General features: G+C 73.6%; 16 protein-coding genes and 1 pseudogene. 6 read left to right on the forward strand and 11 right to left on the reverse strand.

Annotated elements, in window-relative coordinates:
- Window positions 1-45: 45 nt before the first annotated feature.
- On the reverse strand, window positions 46-855 hold the full coding sequence (locus tag QP939_RS39660; RefSeq protein ID WP_285451664.1) for an IclR family transcriptional regulator domain-containing protein: 810 nt from the start codon (window positions 853-855) through the stop codon (window positions 46-48).
- Window positions 856-984: 129 nt separating this feature from the next.
- On the opposite strand from QP939_RS39660, the gene QP939_RS39665 reads away from it, so the two are divergent.
- Window positions 985-2,406, forward strand: coding sequence for an amidohydrolase family protein (locus tag QP939_RS39665; RefSeq protein WP_285451665.1), 1,422 nt, complete (start codon window positions 985-987; stop codon window positions 2,404-2,406).
- 10 nt (window positions 2,407-2,416) lie between these two features.
- Here the strand turns inward: QP939_RS39665 and QP939_RS39670 are convergent, their stop codons facing one another.
- The 4 genes from QP939_RS39670 to QP939_RS39685 all read right to left on the reverse strand — a co-directional run bounded on the left by QP939_RS39670 (window position 2,417) and on the right by QP939_RS39685 (window position 6,509).
- A complete protein-coding gene (locus QP939_RS39670; RefSeq protein WP_285451666.1) occupies window positions 2,417-2,716 on the reverse strand; it encodes a hypothetical protein in 300 nt (99 codons plus the stop codon).
- Between the two features lie 11 nt (window positions 2,717-2,727).
- On the reverse strand, window positions 2,728-3,915 hold the full coding sequence (locus QP939_RS39675; protein ID WP_285451668.1) for a hypothetical protein: 1,188 nt from the start codon (window positions 3,913-3,915) through the stop codon (window positions 2,728-2,730).
- Complete coding sequence (locus tag QP939_RS39680; protein WP_285451669.1) at window positions 3,861-4,568, reverse strand: hypothetical protein; 708 nt, start codon at window positions 4,566-4,568, stop codon at window positions 3,861-3,863. Before QP939_RS39680 ends, QP939_RS39675 begins: the two co-directional genes overlap by 55 nt.
- Window positions 4,569-4,694: 126 nt before the next feature.
- Window positions 4,695-6,509 (reverse strand): glycoside hydrolase family 15 protein, encoded by a 1,815-nt coding sequence (locus tag QP939_RS39685; protein WP_285451670.1) that lies wholly within the window; start codon window positions 6,507-6,509, stop codon window positions 4,695-4,697.
- Window positions 6,510-6,636: 127 nt separating this feature from the next.
- On the opposite strand from QP939_RS39685, the gene QP939_RS39690 reads away from it, so the two are divergent.
- On the forward strand, window positions 6,637-8,034 hold the full coding sequence (locus QP939_RS39690; RefSeq protein ID WP_285451672.1) for an MFS transporter: 1,398 nt from the start codon (window positions 6,637-6,639) through the stop codon (window positions 8,032-8,034).
- A gap of 87 nt (window positions 8,035-8,121) precedes the next feature.
- Here the strand turns inward: QP939_RS39690 and QP939_RS52025 are convergent.
- From QP939_RS52025 to QP939_RS39705, 3 genes and pseudogenes are all read right to left on the reverse strand, one after another.
- A pseudogene (locus QP939_RS52025) lies at window positions 8,122-8,511 on the reverse strand (potassium channel family protein); the annotation flags it as partial.
- An 11-nt stretch (window positions 8,512-8,522) separates the two neighbouring features.
- A complete protein-coding gene (locus QP939_RS39700) occupies window positions 8,523-8,927 on the reverse strand; it encodes an SHOCT domain-containing protein (protein ID WP_285451674.1) in 405 nt (134 codons plus the stop codon).
- A gap of 89 nt (window positions 8,928-9,016) precedes the next feature.
- Window positions 9,017-11,674 (reverse strand): winged helix-turn-helix domain-containing protein, encoded by a 2,658-nt coding sequence (locus QP939_RS39705; protein WP_285451676.1) that lies wholly within the window; start codon window positions 11,672-11,674, stop codon window positions 9,017-9,019.
- Window positions 11,675-11,828: 154 nt separating this feature from the next.
- Between QP939_RS39705 and QP939_RS39710 the strand changes: the two genes are divergently transcribed.
- Complete coding sequence (locus QP939_RS39710) at window positions 11,829-12,140, forward strand: hypothetical protein (RefSeq protein WP_285451678.1); 312 nt, start codon at window positions 11,829-11,831, stop codon at window positions 12,138-12,140.
- A 101-nt stretch (window positions 12,141-12,241) separates the two neighbouring features.
- The gene (locus QP939_RS39715) at window positions 12,242-12,388 is read left to right on the forward strand and encodes a hypothetical protein (protein WP_285451679.1); all 147 of its coding nucleotides are present in this window, start codon (window positions 12,242-12,244) and stop codon (window positions 12,386-12,388) included.
- Between the two features lie 36 nt (window positions 12,389-12,424).
- On the opposite strand, the gene QP939_RS39720 is transcribed toward QP939_RS39715, so the two are convergent.
- Window positions 12,425-13,705: a DUF2252 domain-containing protein gene (locus QP939_RS39720; protein ID WP_285451680.1), complete on the reverse strand. Its 1,281-nt coding sequence runs from the start codon at window positions 13,703-13,705 to the stop codon at window positions 12,425-12,427.
- 181 nt (window positions 13,706-13,886) lie between these two features.
- Window positions 13,887-14,393, reverse strand: a complete 507-nt coding sequence (locus tag QP939_RS39725; protein WP_285451682.1) for a DUF1269 domain-containing protein — start codon at window positions 14,391-14,393, stop codon at window positions 13,887-13,889.
- A 202-nt stretch (window positions 14,394-14,595) separates the two neighbouring features.
- Between QP939_RS39725 and QP939_RS39730 the strand changes: the two genes are divergently transcribed.
- Both QP939_RS39730 and QP939_RS39735 read left to right on the forward strand, forming a co-directional pair.
- Window positions 14,596-15,066 (forward strand): DUF7144 family membrane protein, encoded by a 471-nt coding sequence (locus tag QP939_RS39730; protein WP_285451683.1) that lies wholly within the window; start codon window positions 14,596-14,598, stop codon window positions 15,064-15,066.
- Between the two features lie 47 nt (window positions 15,067-15,113).
- The gene (locus tag QP939_RS39735; protein ID WP_285451684.1) at window positions 15,114-17,669 is read left to right on the forward strand and encodes a winged helix-turn-helix domain-containing protein; all 2,556 of its coding nucleotides are present in this window, start codon (window positions 15,114-15,116) and stop codon (window positions 17,667-17,669) included.
- Between the two features lie 3 nt (window positions 17,670-17,672).
- On the opposite strand, the gene QP939_RS39740 is transcribed toward QP939_RS39735, so the two are convergent.
- Window positions 17,673-18,818, reverse strand: coding sequence for an AI-2E family transporter (locus QP939_RS39740; protein WP_285451685.1), 1,146 nt, complete (start codon window positions 18,816-18,818; stop codon window positions 17,673-17,675).
- Window positions 18,819-18,843: the final 25 nt, after the last annotated feature.

Below are 18,843 nucleotides of genomic sequence, written 5' to 3' on the forward strand. Positions count from 1 at the left end.
CTTGTGTCCGCAAGTCTGCGACAGCGGGCGCGTCCGGTCAAGGCGTCACGAGACGGCCGGGACGGTGACGTGCGGGACGTCGTCGAGCCGGGCGAAGTCGGCGCTGATGTCCCCGGCGGTCTGCAGCAGCAGCGGCAGGTGGTGCTCCAGCAGGCGTTCAACGGACGTCTCCGCCGCGTGGCAGTTGACGTTGACCCCGGCGATCACCCGCCCGGACCCGTCGCGCAGCGGCGCGGCCACCGACCGGATGCCCAGCGCGAGCTGCTCGTCGGTGAGCGCCCAGCCGCGGGCCCGCACCTCGCGCAGCTCGGCGTCGCGCTCGGCCTTCTCCGGCTGCCAGCGCGCGACCAGCCCGGAGCGGGTCGGCTCGGCCAGCACCTTCTCCAGTTCGTCCGGCGGAAGGGCGGCGAGCTGCACCTTGCCCAGCGACGTCGGCAGCGCCGGGAACCGGGTGCCGATCTGCACGGTCAGCCCGACGATCTTCGGCACCGCCACCCGCGCGACGTAGACGATGTCCGAGCCGTCGAGCTGCGCGATCGAACACGACTCGTTCGTGCGCTCGACCAGGCGCTCCAGGTGCGGCCGGGCGACCTCCCACAGCCCCTTCGACCGCACGTAGGCCACACCGAGGTCGAGCACCCGCGGCGTCAGGGAGTAGCCGCGCCCGTCGGTGCGGACGTACCCGAGCTCCTCCAGGGTCAGCAGGATCCGGCGCGCGGTCGGGCGCGCCAGCCCGGCGGCGGTGGCGACCTCGGCCAGCGTCAGCGCGTCCCGGCCCGGCCGGAACGCCGTGATCACCTCGAGCCCGCGGGCCAGCGCCTCGATGAAGTCGGGACCGGTTCCCTCGCGTGGCATCGCGACCTCCTCCTGCCGTGGTCCTGACCGCAGCGTAGCGGCGGGGATTGACACCGGCGCGGCACTGGGCAAAAGTGGCCACACCCACCCGATGTCCGCCTGTCGGACGAGTGTACGCAGGAGGCAGTCATGCCCGGTCCGATCGTCCTGCGGGGTGGCACGGTACTGACGCTCGACGACGCCCACCGCGTCCTGCCCGGCACGGACGTCCTGGTCGAAGGCGACCGGATCACCGCGATCGGCCCGGCACTCGAGGTCCCCGAGGGCACGACGGAGATCGACGCGGCCGGCGGCATCGTCATGCCGGGCATGATCGACACCCACCGGCACCTGTGGCAGACGGCCATGCGCGGGTACGGCGCCGACTGGACGCTGACCCAGTACTTCGTCTGGTACTACCTCGAATGGGGCAAGGTGTTCCGCCCCGAGGACATCTACGCGGGCAACCTCCTCGGCGCGCTGGAAGCGCTCGAAGCCGGCGTCACGACCACAGTGGACTGGTCGCACGGGCTGCGGACGACCCAGCACGCCGACGCCGCGGCCGACGCGCTGCAGGCGGTGCCCGGCCGGTTCGTCCTGGCCTACGGCAACATCCAGGACTCCCCGGCGCACTGGACCGCGACCCCGGAGTTCCGCGACTTCGTCTCCCGCCGCATCACCGGGGACGACCTGCTCGGCTTCCAGCTCGCGTTCGACGTCACGGGAGACCCGGCGTTCCCGGAGAAAGGGGCGTTCGAAGTGGCGCGCGAGCTGGGCGTGCCGGTGACGACGCACGCGGGGGTGTGGGGCGCGACCGGCGACGACGGGATCCGCCTGATGCACGACCACGGGTTCATGACACCGGAGACGATCTACGTGCACAGCGCGTCGCTGTCGGCGGACTCCTACCACCGGATCGCCGCGACGGGTGGGTCGGTGTCGGTGTCGACGGAGAGCGAGCAGAGCGCGGGCCAGGGTTACCCGCCCACCTGGGCGCTGCGCAAGTACGGCATCCCGGTGTCGCTGTCGATGGACACCTCGGTCTGGTGGAGCGGCGACCTGTTCACGGCGATGCGCACGACACTGGGCGCGGACCGCTCGCGCGAGCACCTGGAGGCGCACGCGAAGGGCGAGACGGTGACGCACGCGGCGTTGCGCGCGGAGCAGGTGGTGGAGTGGGCGACCCGCGGCGGCGCGGCGGCTTTGGGGAGGTCGGACATCGGCAGCCTCGAGGTCGGGAAGAAGGCCGACGTGGTGCTGCTGAAGAACGAGCACTCACCGGTGTCGTTCCCGCTGCTGAACCCGTACGGCCACGTGGCGTTCCAGGCTCAGCGCGGGGACGTGCACACGGTGCTGGTGAACGGGCGGGTGGTGAAGCGCGACGGGCGTCTGGTGGACGTGGATCTCGCGGCGGTCCGGCGGACGGTGGAGTCCACGGTGGAGTACCTGAGGTCCCAGCTCGGCGAGGAGGCGTGGCGGCAGGGGATGAACCCGGACGTCCCGGAGACGAAGATCCTGGACAACCCGTACACGTACACGAGCTACCAGAGCGACACCACCCACGGCGGCTGAGCACCACGGCTCAGCCCGTGGGCTGATCGGCGGGCCCGGCCACCGGCTGCCCGGCGTAGCTGGCGCCCAGACCGTCCAGCGCTTGGACGTAGGCCGTGCTGCCGAGGAGCCGGAAGCCGTCGTCGTCGGCGACGTCGTCGGGGTGGCTCACCGGCCAGTCGACCGTCTCTACCGTCCACTGGGCTTCTTCCACCTCCGCACGGACCCGGCGGTTGTACTGCCGCTCCGCGCGGGCGGCGTCCCGGTAGTCGCTGCTCTGGCGGCCGAGGACCAGCCGCCGGATCGTGCGCGGGAAGTCGGACTTCGACATCGTCGCCTCCGTCAAGACTCGGTCGAGGACGTGGCCGGGGAACCGGAACTGCCGACCGGCCGCACGGCCAGCCGCCGGTAGATCGCGGCGCGCTGCCACCAGATGGCGCAGATCGCCGCCGCGTGCAGAGCCGCCAGGGCGACCAGGACCGACCACGGCCCGTCTGCGGTCCCGAAGACGAACAGCCGCACCCGGTGCTGGTGCACGACGTGCGAGACCGTCAGGAGCAGCAGGACGCTCGCCGCCATCGACAGCAGGAACGTCGCCGCCGACGACAGGCGCGCGGTCAGGCTCCCCTCGAACAGGTGCGCCGATTTCGCCTCGAAGCCCAGCCACGCCGCCGCCAGCCCGGGGAAGGCCAGCAGGAACGCGGCGATCTGCGTGTCGATCCGGTCCACATCGGTCACCGTGGTGACCGTCCAGCCGACGGCGGTCACGATCGCCAGGCAGGCCAGCGCCGCGATCCCGGCGTGGCCCAGCGAACCGGGCGGGACCTCGAAGAACTTGACCTTCACCGAAAGCTTGTCCGCGTCGGCCTGCTTGCCGCGGATCTGCAGGCCGCGGGTGTGCAGGTGGAAGTAGTGCTGTCCGCGGCGGCCGCGGACCCGCCACAGCGGTTTCTGCCTGGTCGTGGCGACCTGGGCGTCGACGTGGTTCGTGACGGCCGTGATGTCGAAGTCGCCGACGTAGAGGTTCGACGCGGCGTTGATCGCCAGGTGGTAGCTCTGGCAGTAGGCGGCGTTGCGCGCACTCACCGACAGGAACACCGGCCGCGTGCCCAGGAGGAAGTGCAGGCGGCTTCGGATACCCCGCCGGCGGGTGACTTTGCTCAGTTCGAGGTCGGGGATCAGGGTGTAGTCGTATTTGACGACGTACCGGGCGCCGTCGCCGGGTATGGCCGCCACGACCGCGTAGTTGAGCGACAGCTTCGAGACCAGCTCTACGGCGAGCCGGAGGAATCCGTGATCGCAGCCGTCGGGAATGACCAGCCGCCGGATCTTCTCGAGCACGCGCAAGCGGCGATCGAGGTGGTCCTGGTAGCGCATCCGGAAATCACTTTCGGACTCGTCGCGGTGCTGAGCGGGGAGCCCCACCCGGACGATTTCCTCGAGGGCTTCCCGTTCCGCTTCCAGGGCTTCCGGGCTCAGCGGCGTGTTGCCGAAAGCCGCGCGGAGCATCGCGCGCAAGGTTTTCGCCACCAGCAACCGGTACTCGCCTTGGAGAAGCCGGGGAATCGGGGTGCCCGCGGCATCGGTGATGCTGAAGTGGTCGTACAACTGACCTTTCTTCGGCATCGTGATCGCCACCAGCGCACCGGCGCCGCGCGGTGATCCGGCTCGGCCGGCCACTGATGGAACCGCCGGTCGAAGGAGAACTCGATGGTCACGGACTTGCGGAGCGTCCGGTGATCCGGCGTGTACTCGTCGGTGACCCTCCGGCGGACCGCGGCGGGTGTGAGCAACGACCAGGCAAACTGCTGCAGGTGCTCGACGGAAATGACGTCGAGGTCGTCCCGGAGGTCGTTCGCCAGCTCTTCCACCGCGCCCACGTCGCCGGACCCGTCGAGGCTTCCGCGCTTCTTGGCCTCGGCGCTGGCGAGCTTCGCCGTGAACATGTTGAGCAGTACGCGGCCGTAGAACAGGACCGCGCAGGTCAGCAGAACGCCGTAGAGCCAGCCGGGCAGGTGCTCGAACCACACCTGCAGGAGCACCGCCGGGGGCCAGACGAAGAGGAAGAGGTAGCCGCACAGCCCCAGCAGCCGGGACCGCGGCGGGCTCTCCGGGTCGGTTCCGGGGTTCGGCGGGATCGACTCGGTTTCGGAACGTTCTCGGATCGGCGCGGTCGCTGTCATGTCCACCCTCTCGCATCGCGTGGGTCTGATGACGTCGGCGCCCGGTCCCTTGTTACCGGCCTTGGTCTCGGGCCGGTTTCCGTTCGGTCGAATTCGCGAAACCCGTGGGGAACCGGCTCCCCACCGTCACCCCAGCGCGGCGTCGAGCGTCACCGCGGCATCGATGAGCGCCAGGTGCGTGAAGGCCTGCGGAAAGTTCCCCAGCTGCTCCCCGGTCGGCGCGATCTCCTCCGCGTACAACCCGACGTGGTTGGCGTAGGTGAGCATCTTCTCGAACGCCGCCCGCGCCTGCTCCAGACGCCCCGCCCGGGCCAGCGCGTCGACATACGCGAAGCTGCACAACGAAAACGTCCCCTCCGAGCCCGCCAGCCCGTCCGGGGACGACACCGGGTCGTAGCGGTGGACCAGCGTGTCGGTCACCAAGTCCGTGCCGATCGCGTCCAACGTCGAGATCCACAGCGGGTCACGAGGCGGCAGGAATCCCGTGCGGGGCATCCGGAGCAGCGCCGCGTCCAGGTCGTCGCCCGTGTAGTGCTGGACGAACGCCTGGCGCGTCCGGTGCCAGCCGCGGTTGAGGATCTGGTCGTAAATGCTGTCCCGCTGCCACGTCCAGTCCTCCACCGGGGCCGGGCGGCCGTGGGCCCGCGCCAGGCGGATTCCGCGGTCGAACGCCACCCAGCTCATCAACCGGCCATAGGTGAAGCAGCGGCGGCCGCCGCGGGTTTCCCAGATTCCCTCCTCCGGCTGGTCCCAGTGCTCGCCGAGCCAGTCGAGCACCGCCCGGACCGCCGTCCAGCCGCGGTGGGGCAGCCCGAACCCCGCCCGGTCGGCCGTGCAGACGCTGTCGAGCGCCTCGCCGTAGATGTCGAGCTGGAGCTGCCCGGCCGCGTCGTTGCCGATGCGGACCGGGCTCGACCCGCGGTACCCCGACCAGTGGCCGAGGGGCTCCTCCCGCAGGTCCGTCGTACCGTCGACGCGGTAGAGCACGGCCAGCGGACCCGAGGGACCGCCGTCGCCCTCGCGGATGCGCTCGCCGAGCCAGGCTCCGAACGCCGCGGCTTCCTCCGTGAACCCCACCGCCAGCAACGCCGACACCGAGAACGACGCGTCCCGCACCCACGTGTAGCGGTAGTCCCAGTTCCGCTCGCCGCCGAGCTCCTCCGGCAGCCCCAACGTCGGCGCCGCGACCAGCCCGCCCGTCGGCGCGTAGGTCAGCAGCTTCAACGTGATCGCCGAGCGGGCCACCATCTCCCGCCAGCGGCCGCGGTAGGTGGAGCGGGCCAGCCACGTCCGCCACCAGTCCACAGTGGATTCGAACAGCTCGGTGAACTCGCCGACGCGGATCTCGTGCGGTGACCGTGCCGGGTCCGACTCCAGCACGACACCCCGGACCTGCCCCGCCTCCAGCACCAGCCGCGTGTGGACGTCGCCGCCCTCGACGCGGGTTTCGGCGAGGTGCGCGTCGTCCGGCTCGCGGACCACGTGCAGCGCCAGGCAACGCTCGTCGGCGACGAAGACCGCGCCCGGCCCGGTCAGCACCACCTCGTGCGGACGGCGGCCGTAGTCGAACCGCGGTGCCACGAGCACCTCGAACGCCATCCGCCCGCGCACACAGCGCACCAGCCGGGCGATCCGGTGCGTGCCGGTGACGGCCTCGCCGCACGGCGGCATGAAGTCCACCACCTCACCGATCCCGTCCGCGCCGGAGAAGCGGGTGATCAGCACCGCGGTGTCCGGGTAGTACATCTGGACGGAGGTGTGCGGGCCCGCCGGGCGGATGCGGAACCGGCCGCCGCGTTCGTCGTCCAGCAGCGCGCCGAAGACCGACGGCGAGTCGAACCGCGGGCAGCAGAACCAGTCGACCGACCCGTCGGTGGTGACCAGCGCGGCGGTCTGCAGGTCACCGATCAGCCCGTGCTCGGCGATCGCGGTCTCGGTCATGGTTCCTCCTTCGGGGGTGCGGTCGCGATCACGGTCGTCCCGGCCGGCGCGTGCTGCCTCATCCGCGTGGGGTGAGGTGGCCCGGCGACGGCCACGCCACCTTGTGCGGCACCGTCGAGGAGGAACGATGACCGTGCTGCCCCTGGCCCTCGCCCAGTTCGTCGCCAGCTACGCCGCGACCACCATGACCGTCGCCGTCAGCGTGATCGCCGCCGACCTCGGCACCACCGTGCTCGGCGTCCAGACGGCGATCACGCTCTTCACCCTCACCATGGCTTCGCTGATGGTGCCCGGCAGCAAGCTCACCGACGTCCTGGGCCGCAAACGCTGCTTCACCGCCGGGCTCGCCGTCTACGGCACGGGCGCCCTGCTCGCGTCGGCCGCGCCGGGGCTGGGGCTGCTGGTCCTCGGGTACTCCGTGCTGGAGGGGATCGGATCGGCGCTGATGATCCCGCCGATCTACATCCTCGTCACCGCGACCAGCCCGGACCTGGTAGCGCGGGCCCGGCGCTTCGGCGTGGTCAGCGGCGCGGGCGCGCTCGGCGCCGCCGCCGGGCCGCTCGTCGGGGGACTGGTCACGACCTGGTTCGGCTGGCGGGCGTCGTTCCTGCTGCAGGTGCTGCTCGTCGGCTGGGTCCTCGTGCTCGCCCGGCGCATCGACGACCCGCGCCGGCCGCGGCGGACGCCGTTCGACGTCGCCGGCGCGGTCCTTTCGGCCACCGGCCTGTTCTTCGTCGTGTCCGGGGTGCTGCAGGCCGGTACCTACGGCTGGCTCGTCTCGCGGGCCGACTGGATCGTCGCCGAGGTGGTGCTGCTCCCGGCCGGTGGGCCCTCCCCGGTGTGGGTGCTCGCCGGTGCCGGCGGCGGGATCCTCGCCGGGTTCTTCGCACACGTCCGCGCGCGCGAGCGAGCCGGCCGCGAACCCCTGGTGCCGTCCGGCCTCTTCCGCGACCGCGTCACCCGGCTGGGCCTGCTCACCCAGCACGTGCAGTGGCTGGTCCTGCAGGGCTCGTTCTTCGTGATCGCCGTGTTCCTGCAGCAGGTGCGCGGCTACGACGCGATCGAGACCGGGTTGACGCTGACGCCCGCCACGATCGGCATCCTGGGCGCCTCGGCGGCCGCGGGCCGGCTGGCGCGGCGGCATTCACCGCGCCGGCTCGTCCGCGGCGGCTTCGTCCTCACCGTCGCGGGGCTGGCGCTCGTGCTGCTGCTGGTGCGCGCCGATTCCGGGGTGCCGAGCGCGGTGCCGGGTTTGCTCCTGCTCGGCGCGGGCGTGGGGATCATGCTGACCGCGTCGGTGAACCTGGTCCAGTCCCGCGGCCCGGACTCGGCCCAGGGCGACATCTCGGGGGTCTCGCGCTGCGTGTCCAACCTGGGCTCGTCGGTGGGCACGGCGCTGGCCGGGTCCGTCCTGGCGGGCACGTCCGGCCCGGGCGGGACGTCGTTCGCGCTCGCCCTCGCCACCCTCGCGCTCGCGGCCGTGGTGGGGCTCGTCGCCGCCCTGCTGCTCCCGCGCCCGACGTGAGGTGTCCGATGTGGACGACTGCCGGCGCGTGACCGCCGTGACGATCACCCGCAGCAGGATGCCCAGCACCACCAGGTCCGCGGCCATCTGCACGGTCACCAGCACCCGTGCGGCGGCCGAAACCGGGACGATGTCGCCGAACCCGACCGTGGCGAACACCGTGACGGTGAAATACAGCGCGTCAGTCCGCGTCAACGGCGAGCCGAACGCGCCCGGCCGGTCGTGGCCGAGCACGTAGTAGCCGTCGGCGAACAGCAGCAGGAACAACGGGACGACCAACGCCAGCGCCTGCACCCCCTGCCAGGCCGGGTACGGCGAGCGCAGGATCAGCCGCACCTCGCCGGCGACCAGCAGCACCACGACGGCCAAGCCGCCGGTGAACACCGCCACGCTCCAGGGCCGTACCTGCTGGTCGACCGGGAGCACGTAGTACACGCACAGCAACGCCGTGACCGTCAGCACCGGCCGCAGCACCACCCAGCGCCGGCTCAAGGTGCGAGGGCCTTCCGCTTGAGGGCGTGGTACTCCTGCTCGTCGATGACGCCCTGGTCGAGCAGCCGCTTCGCTTCGGCGATCTGCGCCGCGCCGGTCCGGTCGCCCGCCGACACCGACCGGATGTGGTCGTCGAACCGCTCGTGCGCGGCCACCTCGCGGGCCCGCCGCCGTTCGGCCAGCTGCCTGCCCTGCGTGACGAGGTAGAGCAGCACCCCGAGGAACGGCAGCACGAGCACCAGCACCGTCCACCCGGCCTTAGCCCAGCCGGACGCGTCCGGCCTGCGGTAGAGGTCGCCGAACACGACGAACAGCAGGCAGAACCAGGCCACCCAGCAGAAGAACACCAGCATCGTCCACATCAGATCGAGGAACGGGTACTCCGCGCTCGCCAACGCCATGACATCTCCTCACACCGGGATCGGGGCGGTTCACTCGACCGGATTCCGCGGGCGCTCGCCTCACCCGGCGCGGGTGAGGCGAGCGGTCATCAGCCCGTGAAGTCGGTGACGTCGGTGTCGAGCAGGCCGCGCTGCAGCGCGATCGCGACGGCGTCCCGGCGGCTGCGGACGTCGAGCTTCGCGTAGATGCCGCGGACGTGGGTTTTGACCGTGTTCGGCGAAACCGTCAGGTCCTGGGCGATCTCGTCGATCGAGCGCTGCGTCGGCAGCAGGCGCAGGACGCTGCGTTCGCGGTCGGTCAACGGCGCGGGCATCGGCGGGGTGCGCAACCGGCGGCGCAGCGCCAGCACCTCACCGGCGAACCGCTCCCCGGCGCCGAGCCGGCCCAGCCGCGAGGTGAGGAACCCGACGACTTCGCCGGAGGCGAAGACGAACGGGAACCGGACGACACCCGGTTCGGCGGCCCGAAGCGCCTGGTCCAGCAGGCGGACCGCCCGCTCCTGCGCCCCCGCCGAGAGTGCCGCCTGCACCCCGACCAGCGAAGCCTCGATCGACACCCACGGCAGGCACATCGGCGCCTCGTCGTCCACCAAGGACCGCAGCACCGAACTCGCCGCGCCCTGCCTGCCCAGCCGCAGCTGCGTGCGGGCCCGCATCAGGAGCAGCTCACCCGAACCGGTGAGCATCGGCTGTGCCCACCGCACCGTCTCGCGGGCCTGGCCCGCCGCGCCGAGCCGCAGCGCGGCGCGGTGCTCCAAGACCGCGCACAGCGCCGCCTGCTCGGCCGGGCGGGCCCGACCGGTGCCCAGGTGCGTGCGGGCGCGCCGCATCCGGCGCAACCCCGCGTGCCAGCCGCCGAGCTCGAACTCGGCCGCGCCGTGCAGGGTTTCCGCGATCAGGCGGAGGTCGCGGGCCGCGCGGGCCGGGGCGTCCCCGAGCAGCCGCCCGATTCGCTTGGCGTGCTCCACGCATTCGGCGGGTTCCCCGCGCAGCAACGCGCCGTAGGCGAGCAGGGCACAGACCTGGGCGCCCTCCAGCGACCGCCGCTGATCCAGGGCCGGGCGCCGGGCCACCACCCGGCGCGCCAGGGTGTCCATCACCCGGTAGTCGCCGTCGTAGCAGGCGAGATTGCCCAAGGTGGTCAGGCACTGGGTCACGGTGAAGTCGTGGTGGCGCTCTTCGGCGTCGCCGAGGACTCGGACCAGTCTCGCCCGCGCCGCGCCGCCCTCGTGGCGGGCGACGAGGATCCCCGCCCGGTGCACCGCCGCCAGCCCGGCCAGGCTCGTGCCCGCGGCGAGCTCCTCGTCGACCCGCTCGGCCGCGCGCAGCGCCCGCACCGGACCGAGGTCGAGCTGGGCGAGCCGCGAATACGCCACCTGCCGCAGCACGATCAGCTCCGCGGGCGGGTCGTCCGGCCACGCCGCCTCCGCGCGGGCCAGCCGCAGCCCGGCCGCCGACGTCTCGCCCGTCTCCAGGCACAGTGCGGCCGAAACCAAGGCCAGCAACGGATCGGCGGACACCGGCCGGTCACCGAGCGCCCCGAGCGCCAGCCGCAGCACATCGTGGTCGCCGGTGAGGAACAGCGTCACGGCGTGCCGGCGCAGCAACTCGCCGACGCGGATGGTGTTGCCGGACCGGACGCTGTGCAGCAGCGCGGGCGTGGGCCGGTCGTGCTCGGCGAACCACCGCGCCGCCGCGGCGTGCAGGGCACGGGCCCGGTCCGGTGTCCGGCGGCACAGCTCGGCCCGCAGGTACGTGCGCAACAGCGGCGCCGGGCGGTGGTGTGGCGGCGTCCCGTCCGAGCGGACCGCCCGGGTGGCCGGTTCACCGAGCTCACGCAGCATCGACTCCGCGTCCGGCAGGCCCGACAGCGCGGCCGCGAGCCCGGCCGGGACGTCGTCGCAGATGCTGATCGCCCGCAGCAGCGTGCGCTGGGCGGCACTCAACGGGGCCAGCACCTCGTCGGTCAGGTAGTCCAGCACAGCGGGGTCGCGGCCGGCGAAGAACTCGCGCAGGCTCCCGTGCCGTTCGGCCGAGGCCACCGCCAGCCGCAACCCGGCCACCCAGCCGCCGGTGCGGGCGACCAGCGGGCCGATCTGGTCCGGCGGGATCGCCGCGCCGGACGTTTCGAGGAAGGCCGCGGCCTCCGCGGCGGAAAACCGCAGGTCGGCCGCCCCGACTTCGACCAGCCGGTCGGCGAGCCGTGCCCGCACCAGCGGCAGGGGCGGTTCCCGGCGGCTCGAGACCACCAGACGCAGACCGGCCGGGTGGTGGCGCACCAGCGCCCGCAGGCCGCGCCACGTGCGGTCGGCGGTGACTTCCTGGGCGGAGTCGAGCACGAGCACGACCGGTTCCGGCGCCGAGTCCAGCGCGTCGGCGACGCGGGCCAGGAACCCGAGATCGGTGCCCGGGCGGCGGGGGACCGCCAGCCGCCGCGACGAGGCCACGGCCGGGACGCAGCCGCCGAGCGCGTCGAGGACCGCCGACCAGAACAGCCGGTCGTCGTCGTCTTCCGCATCGGCCGAGACCCACGCGACCGGACCCCGTCGCCGGGCGGCCCAGTCGGCCAGCAGGACGGTCTTGCCGTACCCCGCCGGAGCACCGACGAACACCACCGCGGCGTCCCGCACGCCGTCGAGGAGCTCCCGCAGCCGTGGCCGGTCCACCAGATCCCTGGGCCGCGCGGGGATCGTGACCTTCGTCTTGGGCACCCGTCTTCGCGGCGAAACGTCGCGGCTGTCCGGCATGCTGCCTCCTTCTCCGGGTCGGTTTCCCGCCAAGGCGGCGGAGTGTGTCACGCAATTCGACCGGCTCACCCGCCGCGGGCGAGGAAAACGTTCGTCCGGCGCAGAATCGTGTGGCCCCGTGAACGGTTGTGGAGATTCCCGGAAAAGCCGGTCCGTGTCCATCGGGCCGCGGTGCGGATTCGTCGGAACGCAGTTCTTCTGGGTCGGCCCCGGCGAACTGGTGGTGCTCGACGTGGTGCGGACGGGCCGGATCGGAACCGAGGCCGTGGTGCTGTCGCTCGTCCTGCTGCTGTCGGCGCTGACCGGCGTCACCGCGGTCCGGCTCGGTGTCCGCGCCGCCGTCGACCTGGTCGGCCGCCTGCTCTTCCTGCCGACGCACGCCTGGTCGGCGGCCGTGGTGCTGCTCGACGTCGTCGTGGTGGCCGCGGCCTGGTACGCGGCCGGGCACGGGAAGCGCGCCCGGTGAGCCGGCCACTCCGCGGTGGACCGAAAGCCGCAGTCGATTACGTCTTCCGGGGCAGTGGCCCCATTCCGCCGCGGTCCGCGACCGTCGAGGATTTCCGGGGAATGCTCGTCGTTCCCGTTCCGCCGGAGACCATCGTCTTCGGCACCGTCGCCGACCCGGCGAGCATTCCCCGGATCCTGTGCACGCTCGAAGCACTCGGCATGCGAGTGGACTCCGTGCACCGGGTCCGCGAACTGCCCGGCGGGTGACCCGCCGATTTCCGGGAATGCCGATTCGGGAATGACTCACCGGGTCGCCGCCGTGACGTCGCCGCGGCGGATCCCGGCGCGCAAGGCCGCGTGGTCACGCTCGTTCTGGTCCGCGCAGGCCACCGCGAACTCCCGGACGGCCTCGGCGAACACCGGTCCGAACCCGAGGTAGGCGGCGATCGCCACCGCGTCGCCGGTCCGGGCGTGGGCCTTGGCCAGCGTCCACCCGCACAGCCGGGCGTGCGCCCGCAGCACGTTCGGCGTCATGGCGGCGACGTCGGTGCCGGCCCGCCCGTCCGGCAGGCGGCGGACGGAAAAGTCCCGCGCCCGGCCGTCGAACCGCGTGGTGCGGGCCCAGCCGAGGAAGACGTCGCCGACCGCCTGCGTCCGCCGCTGTCCGGTGACCACCCGCCGGCCCGCGCACCCCGGCGCGGCCCCGGTGTACTCCTGCAACACGGAACTCCCCGCTTCCTTGACCTGCAGCACCAGCGGCGCGCCCGGACCCACCAGTGCCGCCAGCCAGCACCGGGTACCGATGCGGCCTACGTCGGGCACCCGGCGGGCGACCTCAGCCAGCCGGTACCCCGCGAGCAGCTCCCGGCGGCCCGGACCCAGCCCACGCTGGTACCGCGCCAGCACGGACCCGAGCCGGTCGGCCAGCGTCGCCGGGTCGCCGTCGCCACCGATCCGGCTCGCCGGCACCAGCGGCCCGGGCCGGACCCGCCCGGCCGGGCGGCGGCCCGCGACCACCCGCAGCGGACCGGGATCGGGGCGGGCGTGGCGGATTTCGTGCGCCGTCCGGCCCGCGAAGCCGTGCATCGCCTCGCGGTAGGCCTCGACCGCGGCCAGGGCGGTGCGGCGGCGCTGCGCCGGGGGGTGCCCGGTCTCCCGCCCAGTGACCTCGAGCCCGGCGGTCAGCCGCTTGACATCCCATTCCCACGGCGCGGGCAGGGTTTCGTCGAAGTCCACGAGGTCGGGCACGAGCCGCCGCCCCGGCGCGGCGACCAGGCCGAAGTTGCCCGGGTGGGCGTCGCCGCACGCCTGCACCAGCAGGCCCGTGCGCGGGGTCGCGGCCAGGTCGGCGGCCATCGGCAGGGCGGCACCGCGGAAGTAGGCCAGCGGGGAGGCGGCCAGCCGCCCGTAGCGGACCGGCAGCAGTTCCGGCACCCGCCCGTGATCCTGGCGGGCCAGCAGCACCAGGGGATCGGCCCGGGCACCGGGCGCGGGGAACTCGGCATGCTCCGACCGCGCGACGGCGGAGCGGGCGGCGCGGCCACAGGCGACACGTTCGGCGGAGTCCGTCCCGGTGTGCGGCATGGGGGGATCTTCGGCCGCCGCGACGCCGGGGGCGTCGCCCACGCGGGGTGAAGCGCGGGTCATCCACCACGGGTGACGACCGCGCGGCGCGCGGCGGGCAACGTGAGCGGCGGAGGCCGGGCAGGGCGGCCTCGCGGGTGGCCGCGGCGGCGCTCGGGGGCGTCGCCGCGGTCCGGCCCGGTCATGCGTGGTGCGGCCGCGGGGCGTCACCGAACGCCTCGCGCAGCCGCGCCTCCTCCTCGGCGGAGAGGTTGGTCGTCAGCAGCGACGCCCCGGTCTCCTTGAACGGCTCGACGACCCGGTCCACCACCGTGTCGCTCGCCATCACGAACAGCGCCGACGTCCCGGGCGTGACCCGCGCCCGCACGGTGTCGATGAACTGCTCGTCGATCCCGACGTGCGCGAGCGACCCGGTCAGCGCCCCGATCGCCGCGCCGACGGCCATGCCCAGCAACGGGACCAGGAAGATCAATCCGAACAGCAGGCCCCAGAACCCGCCGCCGAGCGCGCCGGCGCCGGTCAGCGAGCCCAGGTCCGTGGTCTTCGGCTTCTTCCGCCCTTCCGGCCAGCTCACGCAGGCGGCGTCGGTGATCGAGATCAGTTGCTGCTTGCTCAGCTGCCGCAGCAACCCGAGTGCCTTATCGGCGCCGTCGGCGGCCGGGAACGTCCACACGGTCAGCGAAGTCATGGTTCGTCCTTCCGGTCGGGGTTCTCCTCGTCCGGGCGGGACTGTGCTCCCGGCCCGCGGCGGCGGCATCGCCCGGCCCGCATGAGTCCGCCCGCTCCGCCGGACGCCCTGATCTCACCTGGCGCGGGCGAGGCCGTCCGGACGCCGGACCGACCATGATCGCCCCGGTCCGCACCGCCCGTACCCCACGGAGAGAGGGACCATGAGCGAACACACGCAGCACCGCTCCGGCGCACCCGGAGCCGGGACGCCCCCGCCGCCCCCGCCGGGAAACCGGGCCGTCGCCCGGTCGCGGCGGGTCGGCTGGATCTGGTTCGCCGGGGCGATCACGGTGCTGGCCGGCCTGTTCAACGTCGTCGAAGGGCTGGTCGCGCTGTTCGACCGGAACTACTACGTGCTCGGACCGTCGGGCCTGCTCGTCTTCGACCTCGCCGGCTGGGGCTGGGTGCACCTGATCGTCGGAGTCCTGGCCGTGCTCGCCGGCATCGCGCTGTTCACCGGCGCTCAGTGGGCCCGCGTCGTCACCGTCGCCCTCGCGGGCTTCAACGCGCTGGCGCAGCTGGCGTTCCTGTCCGCCTACCCGGTCTGGGGGGTGGTCGTGATCGCCCTCGACGTCCTGGTCATCTGGGCCGTCATCGTGCACGGCGACGAGGCGACCTACGAAATCTGGTGACCGCTGATCAGTACAGTCGTTCCCCCTTCCCCAGCCGAGAGGTGACCGTGCCCGCTCGAACGACGTCGCGGTCGCGGCGCATCCCCGGCGCCAAGGTGACGGTGCCGCGCGTGCCGCGGATCTTCGTGCCCCGCCCGCGGCTCGCGGCCGTGTTCGACCGCGCCACCCGCCGGCCGGTGACTGTGCTCCGGGCCCCGGCCGGGTCCGGCAAGACCACGGCGCTGGCCGGCTGGGCCGGGCACGGCCGGGACGTCGCCTGGGTGTCGCTCGACCGCGACGACAACGACGAACACCGTCTCTGGGCGGCGATCCTGGCCGCGCTGCGCCGCTGCCCGGCCGTCCCCGGCGCCAACCCGCTGCACCGGCTCGACCCGCCGGGACCCGGGCAGCGCACGGAGTTCCTCGCCGACCTCGGGGACGCCCTCACCGGCGTCACGGTCCGCCTGGTGCTCGACGACCTCCACGAGATCGTCGGCGCCGAGGCGCGCGAAGCCCTCGCCGCGCTGGCCCGTCACCTGCCGCCGGGACCGCGGCTGGTGCTGGTCACCCGCGTCGAGCCGAGGCTGCGGCTCGCGCGCCTGCACGTCGAGGGCACGCTGTCCCGCGTCGGCGCCGCCGACCTGAGGTTCAGCGCCCGGGAAACGGCGAACCTGCTGCGGGCCACCGGCGCCGCGGTCGGTGACGACCGCGTCCGCGAGCTCACCGAACGCACCGCGGGCTGGGCCGCCGCCCTCGGCTGGGCCGCGGTATCGGTGCGCGACGCCGAGAACGCCGACGAGCTCGTCGCCTCCGTCAGCGGCGACGAACGAGCGGTGGCGCGGTTCTTCGCCGACGAAGTGCTCTCGCGGCTGCCGCTGTCCACCTCGGACCTGTTGCTGTGCATCAGCGTTTGCGACACGGTGAGCGCGGCCCTCGCCGCACGGCTGTCGGGCCGCACCGACGCCGGGGAGACGCTGGACCAGCTCGAACGCGAGACCGGGCTGGTGACCCGCACCCCGGCCGACACCTACCGGCTGCCGCCGCTGCTGCGCGCCTTCCTGCGCGCGGAACTGGCCCGGCGCCGCCCGGCACGGGTGCGGCGGCTGCACGGCACCGCCGCCCGCTGGTACGCCGGGGAGGGACGCTTCGGCGACGCGCTGTCCCACGCCGTCGCGGGCCACGACCGGCAACGCGTGCTGACCCTGGCTCGCGACCACGCCACCCGCCTGGTCCTGACCGGCGACGGCGAACCCGTCCGCGTCGCCCTCACCCACCTCGGCGCGGCGACGGTCGCCGCCAGCCCGCGGCTGCGGTTGGCCTCGGCGCTTGAGCACCTGCAGCGCGGCGAGCTCGAAGCGGCCACCGCCGAACTCGGCGCCCCCGGCGGCGAAGACGGCCTGCGTCCGCTCGCCGTCCGCCATCTCGCCATGCTGACCGGGAAGCGGCCGTCGGACACGGCCGGACCGCCGACGGAGCGGTCCCCGGAAATCGACGCGTGGGAAACCCTCGACCTCGCCTGGCGGTCGCTGTACCGGGGTGCCCGCCGCCACGCCGTCACCCGCGCCGCGGAAGCCCTCCGGCTGGCCCACGGCGAGCGGCTCGACCACCTCGTGCTGCACAGCAGGCTCGCGCTCGCCGTCGCCACCGCGCTGGCCGGTGACCACGCGGCGATGCGCCGGGCCTGCACGGGCGCCCTCGCCGTCGCGCGGCGGCACGGCTGGCGGCGCACTCCCGGCGTCGCCGAGTGCCACCTGATGCTGTCCTACGACGATCTCATGCGCTGCGAACCGGTGGCCGCCGGCCGCGAACTGGCCCAGGCCGCGCGGGCGGAAGTACCCGGCGCCGCACCGGTGATCGAGCGCCTGCGGTGCTTCTTCGAAGGCGTGGCACGGTTCGACGAGGGCGAGCGCGCGGCGGGCTCGGAGGCGATGCGCGCGGCCCGGCACCGGCTCGCCGGACTCGACCTGCCCCGCGAGCTGACCGCGGTGTGCGCCGTGGCCGAACACCACGCGGCCCTCGCACTCGGTGAAGCCCTGCACGCGGCGGAAGTGCTGGCCTGGGCACAGGAGCGGCTGCCGGGCACCGCGGAGCTGGCCCTGCTGCAGGTGCGCGCCCACCTCGCCGCCGACGAGACCGACGCGGCCGAAGCCGTCCTCCGCCACACGACGGCGACACCCGCGTTGCTGCCCGCGACCCCGGTGGACACGTGCCTGGCCGAGACGGCGCTCGCGTTGCGCTCACACCGGCGGACCAAGGCGCTGCACGCGCTGGACCGTGCGCTCACCCTCGCCCGGCCGAACTCGCTGACCCGCCCGTTCGCGCTCGCCGAACCCCGCGTCGGGCACCTGCTGATCGACCACTCGGGCGGGTTCGGAGCGCTGGACCGGTTCGCGCAGTCGGTCCGCGGCCGCCTCGTCCCGCACGCCCCGCCCAGCGAGCTGACCGACCGCGAACAGGTCGTGCTGCAGCGGCTGCCGTCCCAGCGGTCCCTCGATGAGATCGCCTCCGACCTCACCGTCTCGGTCAACACGGTGAAGACCCACGTGCGGGCCATCTACGGCAAGCTCGGGGTGAACAACCGCCGCTCGGCCGTGGTCGTCGCTCGCCAGCACGGCCTGACCTGAACCTCACTCCCGCCCGGGTGCCGAGAGCAGCGCGTCCGCCCATCCGGCCCGCGGGTCGACGTCCACCAGCAGCGCCTTGGCCAGCAGCGTCGCGGGCACGGCGAGGACGGCGCCGAGCGGGCCCAGCAGCCACGTCCAGAACACCAGCGCGAGCACGGTGACCAGAGTGGACAGCCCGACCGAGCCCGCGACGAACCGGGGCTGGATCAGGGACTGCACCACGAAGTTCAGCAGCGAGTAGACGACGAGCACCACGACCATGGGCCGCCAGCCGCCGTCGAGCAGTGCGAGCACGGCGGGCGGGGCCACGCCGATCACGAAGCCGACGTTGGGGACGTAGTTCGTCACGAAGGCCAGCAGTCCCCACAGCACGGACCCGGGAATGCCGAGCACGGCGAGCGCGGCGGTGTCGAGCGCGGCGACCAGGCCGCCGAACACGGTGGTCACGAGCAGGTAGGTGCGGGTACCGGTGGCGAAACGGCGCAGGGCCGCGCTGATCCACGGCCGATCGCGCGCGATGCGGCCCAGCCGCTGCCCGGCCCACGCGGACTCGGTGCCCAGGAACAACAGCAGGGCCAGCAGGAACGCGAGGTTCGTGACCAGGCTGCCGACGCCAGCCAGCAGGGACGCGGCCAGGCCGGCCAGCTTGCCCGCGTCCACCGACGTCAGCAGGTCGCGGACCTGCTGGGGACCGACCCCGAGGACCGTGAGGCCGTCGCGCAGCAGGGCGTCGATCCGGGTGGCGTAGCGCGGGAGCACGGCCGACAGCTGCGCGAGGGACACCACGACCACGACGAACACCGCGAGCAGCGCCGTGTAGACGGTGGCCACCAGCACGGCGACGGTGAGCCAGCGCGGCAGCCCCTTGCCGCGCAGCCAGGTCCGGACGGGATCGAGGGTGATGACGACGACGAGGGCGAGGAACACGGGCCCGGCGAGCCAGGCGACGGCACGCAGCCCGGCCAGCACGACGACCGCGGCCGCGGCTCCGAGCAGGACGACCAGGGCCCGCGGTGGCGGGGCGGAGGTGCCGCGGGAGTCCGGTGGCGGCAACGGGATCGGCGGCGGCTGCCCGCGGCCGGTGGACCGCCGTCGCCGTCCCCGCACGGGTACTCGGACCGGGACATCGGTGAGCGAGACTCGCACCATGCGGCACCCTCCACAGGCAGACGGC

The organism is Amycolatopsis nalaikhensis (assembly GCF_030264295.1).
GTDB classification, from domain to species: domain Bacteria; phylum Actinomycetota; class Actinomycetes; order Mycobacteriales; family Pseudonocardiaceae; genus Amycolatopsis; species Amycolatopsis nalaikhensis.

Bases quoted from the DNA above. Each gene is read 5' to 3' on its own strand.
- QP939_RS39660 (WP_285451664.1), bottom strand. From the start codon at position 855: ATGCCACGCGAGGGAACCGGTCCCGACTTCATCGAGGCGCTGGCCCGC.
- QP939_RS39665 (WP_285451665.1), top strand. From the start codon at position 985: ATGCCCGGTCCGATCGTCCTGCGGGGTGGCACGGTACTGACGCTCGAC.
- QP939_RS39670 (WP_285451666.1), bottom strand. From the start codon at position 2,716: ATGTCGAAGTCCGACTTCCCGCGCACGATCCGGCGGCTGGTCCTCGGC.
- QP939_RS39680 (WP_285451669.1), bottom strand. From the start codon at position 4,568: ATGACAGCGACCGCGCCGATCCGAGAACGTTCCGAAACCGAGTCGATC.
- QP939_RS39685 (WP_285451670.1), bottom strand. From the start codon at position 6,509: ATGACCGAGACCGCGATCGCCGAGCACGGGCTGATCGGTGACCTGCAG.
- QP939_RS39690 (WP_285451672.1), top strand. From the start codon at position 6,637: ATGACCGTGCTGCCCCTGGCCCTCGCCCAGTTCGTCGCCAGCTACGCC.
- QP939_RS39700 (WP_285451674.1), bottom strand. From the start codon at position 8,927: ATGGCGTTGGCGAGCGCGGAGTACCCGTTCCTCGATCTGATGTGGACG.
- QP939_RS39705 (WP_285451676.1), bottom strand. From the start codon at position 11,674: ATGCCGGACAGCCGCGACGTTTCGCCGCGAAGACGGGTGCCCAAGACG.
- QP939_RS39715 (WP_285451679.1), top strand. From the start codon at position 12,242: ATGCTCGTCGTTCCCGTTCCGCCGGAGACCATCGTCTTCGGCACCGTC.
- QP939_RS39720 (WP_285451680.1), bottom strand. From the start codon at position 13,705: ATGCCGCACACCGGGACGGACTCCGCCGAACGTGTCGCCTGTGGCCGC.
- QP939_RS39725 (WP_285451682.1), bottom strand. From the start codon at position 14,393: ATGACTTCGCTGACCGTGTGGACGTTCCCGGCCGCCGACGGCGCCGAT.
- QP939_RS39730 (WP_285451683.1), top strand. From the start codon at position 14,596: ATGAGCGAACACACGCAGCACCGCTCCGGCGCACCCGGAGCCGGGACG.
- QP939_RS39740 (WP_285451685.1), bottom strand. From the start codon at position 18,818: ATGGTGCGAGTCTCGCTCACCGATGTCCCGGTCCGAGTACCCGTGCGG.